The sequence below is a fragment of the Magnetococcales bacterium genome, assembly GCA_015232395.1.
In the GTDB taxonomy this organism is placed as follows: Bacteria; Pseudomonadota; Magnetococcia; order Magnetococcales; family JADFZT01; genus JADFZT01.
Genome location: JADFZT010000152.1, coordinates 1 through 4,379, shown reverse-complemented (window position 1 = coordinate 4,379; position 4,379 = coordinate 1). Strand labels below are relative to the sequence as shown.

Annotated in this window: 5 protein-coding genes; 4 read left to right on the top strand and 1 reads right to left on the bottom strand. The window is 55.3% G+C overall.

Annotation, left to right across the window (positions count from 1 at the left end; genetic code table 11):
* Positions 1–332 precede the first annotated feature (332 nt).
* Complete coding sequence (locus HQL52_20055; protein MBF0371735.1) at positions 333–554, bottom strand: hypothetical protein; 222 nt, start codon at positions 552–554, stop codon at positions 333–335.
* A 142-nt stretch (positions 555–696) separates the two neighbouring features.
* Between HQL52_20055 and HQL52_20050 the strand changes: the two genes are divergently transcribed.
* The 4 genes from HQL52_20050 (at position 697) to HQL52_20035 (ending at position 4,346) form a co-directional block, all read left to right on the top strand.
* Positions 697–2,529, top strand: coding sequence for a UbiD family decarboxylase (locus HQL52_20050; GenBank protein MBF0371734.1), 1,833 nt, complete (start codon positions 697–699; stop codon positions 2,527–2,529).
* Positions 2,530–2,699: 170 nt separating this feature from the next.
* On the top strand, positions 2,700–3,203 hold the full coding sequence (locus HQL52_20045) for a TlpA family protein disulfide reductase (GenBank protein MBF0371733.1): 504 nt from the start codon (positions 2,700–2,702) through the stop codon (positions 3,201–3,203).
* Positions 3,204–3,244: 41 nt separating this feature from the next.
* Entirely contained in the window at positions 3,245–3,571 is a 327-nt protein-coding gene (locus tag HQL52_20040) for a divalent-cation tolerance protein CutA (GenBank protein MBF0371732.1), read from the top strand.
* Between the two features lie 22 nt (positions 3,572–3,593).
* Positions 3,594–4,346 (top strand): cytochrome c biogenesis protein CcdA, encoded by a 753-nt coding sequence (locus HQL52_20035; GenBank protein ID MBF0371731.1) that lies wholly within the window; start codon positions 3,594–3,596, stop codon positions 4,344–4,346.
* Positions 4,347–4,379: the final 33 nt, after the last annotated feature.

Genomic DNA, 4,379 nt, shown 5'->3' with positions numbered 1-4,379 from the left:
TAAGCCACATAGATGGTGACCAAGTGTTTGAAGGCGAGGAGAAAGGGTTCCCAGTTGTCCTGAAAAATCTGTTTGAGCGTAAAGCGGTTTTGGCCAATGATCTCCATGGTGGCTGGAAGTCTACACCATGAGCCAGAGGCACGCACCAATTGCCCCCGAAGGGGGCGTCATGTTCTCGGGTAGCCAAGCTTAGAAATTCCTGAACGACCTGAAAGCTGATGATTCCATTGGAACCAGACAGAGCGCGAACCATCAATTGGCGGCTCTTTTTTTGTTTGGTCGGTGCTTGATCATCAAAGGAGTAGACCAGAATGTTGGTATCCAGAAAATAGCTATCGACGCTCATTCATCTCATCCCGAGTATATGGCCCCCCGGTTTTTACATGGGACACACTCTCCATAAACTCTTTGTACTCCCTCACAATTCTCTCCCGATCCACATAATCTTCCAACCACTGCCGAAAAAGATGGTTCAAGGAGCTGTTTTCATTGGAGGCTTTTTCCCGTGCCTGGTCGATCAGGGACGCCTCGGCACTCAGTGTGATATTCTTCAGCATGATCCACCTCCTGGTTACGAAACCAATACACGAGGTCCAGTGTACACGAGGCTCGTATGATCATGCAGCTACTATTTTACAAAAGAGACCCGCAACCCCATCGAGCCACCACCCATGAGCCCCACCGCGATCCTTTATCATGAATAGACCCGACTCGACCCCCAAATCATTCCCTGATCTCAGAGCTTTCATCCAGTTTTTGGAAGAGCGGGGTGAGCTTGTCCGCATCACTGAACCGGTGGATCCCCATCTGGAGATGACGGCCATCGGCTTGGAGCTGTTGGAAAAAAAAGGACCGGCTGTGCTCTTTACCAACGTCAAGGGGAGCGATATTCCGGTTTTGATCAATCTTTTTTGCACCCAGGAGCGGGTGGGGCTCGGGGTGGGGCGCTCTTTGGAGCAACTGGAGGAGTTGGGGGAGTTGCTCTCCCAGCTCAAGCAGCCCGATCCCCCCAAGGGGTTGGGGGAGGCGTGGGGGTTGGCGGGGCGCATGAGTCGGGTGCGTCACATGCCCACCCGAAGCGTGAGCCGCCCCCCCTGTCAGGAGGTGGTGCTGAAAGGGGATCAAGTGGATCTGGGCAAGCTCCCCATTCAAACCTGCTGGCCCGGGGATGCGGGGCCTCTGATTACCTGGCCGTTGGTGGTCACCCGGGGTGCAAGCGGTGGAGCGGTGAATGTGGGGGTCTATCGGATGCAGGTGATTGGCAAAAATCGCCTCATCATGCGCTGGCTGAAACACCGGGGGGGGGCGCAACATTTGCGGGAGCACGGTGGCCCCATGCCGGTGGCGGTGGCGATCGGTTGTGATCCGGGAATAATGCTCGCCGGGGTGACACCCATACCCGAGACACTATCAGAGTATGCCTTTGCCGGGCTTCTGCGGGAGAGTCGGGTGGAGACGGCCAAAGGAGTGACCACGGGGTTGCCGGTGCCAGCTCGGGCGGAGATCATTTTGGAAGGGGTGGTGGATCCCGGGGATTTGGCTGATGAGGGCCCCTTTGGGGATCACACCGGCTACTATAATGAGGTGGAGCGGTTTCCGGTTTTCACGGTGCAGTCCATTACCATGCGCCGGGATCCGATCTATCTTTCCACCTTTACCGGCCGACCGCCGGATGAGCCAGCCATTTTGGCTTTGGCGCTGAATCGGGTTTTTACGCCGCTTTTAAGGCGGCAATTTCCCGAAATCAAAGATTTTCACCTGCCCATGGAGGCGTGCTCCTATCGGGTGGCGGTGGTCTCTCTGGATAAGGGCTATCCTGGCCACGCCTTTCGGGTGATGGCAGGCATCTGGGGGTTTTTACGGCAATTTCTTTACACCAAGGCGATTTTTGTGGTGGATGGAGATCAGGACGTCAAGGATTGGGCGGGGGTGATGGCTGCTGTGGTGGAGAAGGTCCATCCGGGGCGGGATATTCAACTTTTGACCAACACCCCCATTGATTATCTCGATTTTGCCTCACCCCAGCCCGGCTTGGGGGGCAAAATGGGGATGGATGCCACCACCAAGATCGGTCCGGAACGGGAGCCGTTGCCGCCTCGGGTGACTCCTTGGGTGGATGCCAAGGGATTGGAACTGGCTTGCCAGGAGATTCCAGGTCTGGCAGAGGTGCATTTCATTCAGGGAGGGGGCATGGCTGTGGCTTTGGTGGAAAAAAGCCAGGCCGGGCAGGGGCGGGAGGTGGTTTCCGCTTTATGGCAGCGTTTTCCAGCAGGGTCTGGCCTGGATCGCCTCTGGGTGATGGATGCGGGGTTGGATCCGGCTTCATCGGCAGACCTGCTCTGGGCCTTTTCCACCCGGAGTGATCCAGGGCGGGATCTGATATTGGATCGGGAGGGGGGGCGGTTTGCCCTCGACATGACCACCAAGCTTCCGGGAGAGAGTGCGCGCAACTGGGGGCGGGTGTTGGCCATGGATCCGGAAATAAGGGAGGCTGTTAAAAAACGTTGGCAGACGTTCAGGTTGTCGTAAGGTTGGGCGGATATCGTTGTCGCACCGGTTGGCAGGAGAAGCAGGCCCCTTCAGGTTTTTCACTGGGGAGAGCCTGTTTGCAAACCGCTTGGCAAGGAGGCCCGCCCTGGTTCATAGTATCCGCCGAAAGGCAGGCGAGTTCATTCATGTCAAAAGGGAGTTTTGACCCTATGAAGCGTCAATTGGGGCTGGTTTTGGTTCTGTTTGTTTTTTTTGTTTCAATCCCGTTCAATCGGGTCGCGGCAGAGGAGCCTACGGGGCGTGATATGCCCTTGAATACGGTAGCGGGGGAAGTGGTTCGGATCAGTGATTATCTGGGCAAAGTGGTCCTGGTTAATTTTTGGGCCACCTGGTGTGACCCCTGTATAGAAGAAATACCGGAACTGGTTCGGTTTCAGGAGGCCTATGAAAAGGAGGGTTTTACCATTATCGGGGTGAACTATATGGAAAAGCCCAATCGGGAACGGCTCTCCCAATTTAGCAAAAAGTTTGGGATCAACTATCCCATCGTCTATGGCAACCCCGCCCGGATGCGCAAGGTGGGGAAGAGTTTGGGGGGGGTATATGGCCTCCCAACTTCCAAATTGCTGGACCGGGAAGGCAAAGTGGTGCGCTCCCTGGTGGGCAACTGGACCATGGATCAGCTGGAAGATAAAGTTAAACCGCTGTTTTGAAATGTTTTTGGTAGGAATTGGGTTTATAGCGAGAGGGAATCATGACCACAGCCGATGAGGCCTTGATCGTCTGGAGCAATGCCCCGGACGCAGCCACAGCTGAAAAACTGGCAGAAACCCTGGTTCAGGAGGGGCTGGCCGCTTGCGTGCATGTTTTGGCTGAGGGGCGCTCCTTTTATGTTTGGGAAGGAAAGCTTGAGAAAGATACCGAGTGGACCTTGATGATCAAGACCCGCCGAGGGCGCTACGAAAAACTGGCGGCACGCCTCACGGAGTTGCACCCCTATGATGTGCCGGAAATATTGGCAACACCCATTGAAAACGGGCATCCCGCCTACCTGGAGTGGCTTCACAGATCGACTGGTTGAGCCTTGAGAAGGAGTTATTAAGATGGAAGACGTTTCTCTTTTGGCAGCATTCGTTGCGGGATTGTTGTCGTTTGTCTCTCCCTGTGTATTGCCTTTGGTGCCCGCCTATATCAGCTTCATGACCGGCATTTCGGTGGATAAGATGCGGGGGGAGGGGGAGGGCGCAGAGCCTGGAAATCGCTGGGAGGCCTCCATCCAGGGGGGGATTCACAGCCTCTTTTTCGTGATGGGCTTTTCATTGGTCTTTATCGCCCTGGGGGCATCGGCTACGGCCTTGGGCCAGACCATGTTGAATCACATGGCGGAGTTGGCCAAGGTGGGTGGGGCGTTGATTGTGATCTTCGGCCTCCATTTTATGGGGGTGTTCAAGATCGGCTTTTTAAACCTGGAAGCCCGCTTCAATCCCCAGAACAAACCCCGGGGGGTGTGGGGCGCTTTTATGATTGGTCTGGCCTTTGCGTTTGGCTGGACGCCGTGTGTGGGTCCGATTCTGGCGGCTATTCTGGCTTTGGCCGGGGGGCAGGAGTCGGTGAGTGAGGGGGTGATGATGCTGGGGGTCTATTCCCTCGGGTTGGGCATTCCCTTTCTGATTGCGGGGATTGCCATCAACACCTTTTTTGCCTTTTTTACCCGAATTCGCAAGCACATGCATAAGATAGAGATCGTCTCCGGCTCCCTCTTGGTGGTGGTGGGATTGATGATCTTCTTCGGGGATTTTAACGTGATTTCCATCTGGCTTTTGGAGATGTTTCCGAGCCTTGCGGAGTTTGGCTGAATAAAAATGCGCTTTTGTGAAATTAAGGTGTTG